We start from the raw sequence: 2,090 nt of genomic DNA, 5'->3' as shown, positions 1-2,090 counted from the left end.
ACCGGAACCAGGTCTCATTCTGTGGTGGTGATGTCGCCTTTTTCGGCTGCCAAAAGCATGTGTAACTCACCGCCCCTAGTGGGTTGTTCCGTCACCTCTGTCTACCGCATCGCAGAGGACAGCTCATTCTCGCCGACAAACGGGCCAGTGCATGTCGACTTGGCGTCATTCGTTGGCTGAAACGTATGGTCACTCTGTGTATCACGGTGAGTGACGCCGGGCAATGACGGCCCGGCGAGCCCTCTGACCAGGTCTCATTCTGACCTGGTTCCGGTGATGGCCACTCACATCATGGGTCATGTACGCCCGTCGAGGCTATCCAGGCCATCCAAGCCGTCGAGCCCATCCAGCCCATCGAGCCCGTCGAGCCCGTCCAGGTCGCCGAGGCCGCCGCCCGTCACGACGTACGAGCAGTCGGTGTAGCGGTAGCCGGGCTGGATCTTGCTGCCCTCGGTGTTGTTGCGGACGCCTCCCACGCTGCTCGCGTCGCGCTTGTAGAGGAAGTGGTAGTCGCCGGGGGGCAGGTGGAGCGTCTTGCTCGGGTATCCGCTGCCCGCAAGACAGGCCTTCTTGCCCTTGGCCTTGCTGGTGTACGTCTTGCAGCCGGCGCACGAGCCGAGCTTGAGGCTGCCGGTGGTCGGGCCGGTGTAGAGGACCTCGAGGGGCCCCGGGCCGCCGTTCTCCAGGACGTACGTGAGTTTGCCGCCGCCCGGCGACTTGGCCGGGGGCAGGCTGCGGCCCGCCGCGGGGCGGGCCTCGGCGATCTCGGCGGCTATGGCGATGTCCTTGGCGCGGTCGCGCTTGCCGTTGCTCTTGTAGGTCCCGGCGAAGTCGTTGAGCGTCTTGGCCGCGTCCGCGAACTTCCCGTCCTTGAATTCGTCCACGCCGCACGCGTACGTCCCGGACTCCACGGCGCTCGCGGCGTCACCGGAGAGGCCGTCGCCCGCGCCGTCGGGCAGGGCCTTCGCGGTGGAGCCGATGTTGCGCAGCTCGTCGGTGGCCTTGCAGGGTTCGGCGCCCTTCAGGGCCGAGGAACGCTCGTCGATGGCGGCGCGGATGGCGGGCTCGACCTTCCCGGCCTGGCCGGAGTCGGGGAAGGTGCGCAGGAGCTGGCCGAGCTTGCCGCCGCCGTCCGTCGTGCCGAGGCTCTGGCTGCCGCACTCGTAGAGGGAGGTGGCGAGGCGGTCGTCGGGCCAGGTGGCGAGGGAGCCGAGGCGGTCCTTGCCGAGGGAGCCGGGGAGGGTGCGGAGGTACTCCAGCGGCTTGAGGGCGTCGCAGTACTTGCGCTCGTCGTACGGGGCCGCGACGGACTTGTAGTACGCCGTGAGGCGGTCCGGCACGCGCCCGGCGGCCTTCGATCCGGGGTGGTCGTCGCCGAGGTCGCGGTAGATGGCGAGGGCGGAGCGGTAGTCGTCCTCGGCCTCGTCGAAGCTGCGGCTGCCGGAGGCGGTGACGATCCGGTCGGCCTTGGCGAGCCGGTCGAGCAGCATTTCCTCCACGGCTTCGTCGCGGGCGGCGTCGTACGCGACGACGCCTCCGGCGGGGACGGCGAGCAGGACGAGCCCGAGCCCGACGGCGAACGGCGCGCGCAGGGGGCGGCTCTGGGTGGAGCGCAGAGCGCGGCGGGCGCCGTCGGCGGCGGCGAGGAGCAGGAAGGCGACGAATCCGACGAGTACGCCGCCGGGGACGCCGTCGACCTCGGCGGGCAGCGCCACGAAGAGCAGCGCGGCGGTCGCGGCCCAGCAGAGGGCGGCGAGGAGCCACTGCTTCAGGAGGACGTATCCGAGCCCGAGTCCGGTGAGGTTGAGCAGGGCGGCGGAGAGGGCGTGGAGGGGGTCGGGTGGCGAGGCGGGCGTCGGCGCGGGCGTGGGGGCGGCTGCTGGTGTGGGGCTGGCGGGGCTTGTGGGTGGGCCGTATGCGGGTGTGGTTGGGGGGAGTGGTGGCGCGTATGGGGGTGTGGTGGGGGGAGGTGGGGGCGGCGCGAGTGGGGGTGGTGGCGTGAACTGGGTTCGGGGGGGTGTGGGGGGAGTGGTGGGGGGTGGGGGGGGGATGGGGGGCGGGTTATGGTCGGGGGTCGCTGGTGGTGTGGT

1 protein-coding gene is annotated in these 2,090 nt (G+C 70.9%); it reads right to left on the bottom strand.

Annotation, left to right across the window (positions count from 1 at the left end; genetic code table 11):
- Window positions 1–296: 296 nt before the first annotated feature.
- The gene (locus ACQKIP_RS45110) at window positions 297–1,715 is read right to left on the bottom strand and encodes a tetratricopeptide repeat protein (protein ID WP_365860193.1); all 1,419 of its coding nucleotides are present in this window, start codon (window positions 1,713–1,715) and stop codon (window positions 297–299) included.
- Window positions 1,716–2,090 lie beyond the last annotated feature (375 nt).

The sequence above is a fragment of the Streptomyces sp. NPDC059900 genome (assembly GCF_050270335.1).
Lineage (GTDB): Bacteria > Actinomycetota > Actinomycetes > Streptomycetales > Streptomycetaceae > Streptomyces.
The sequence above is the reverse complement of the archived record's forward strand: the minus strand, read 5'-3'. Positions and strand labels throughout refer to the sequence as shown.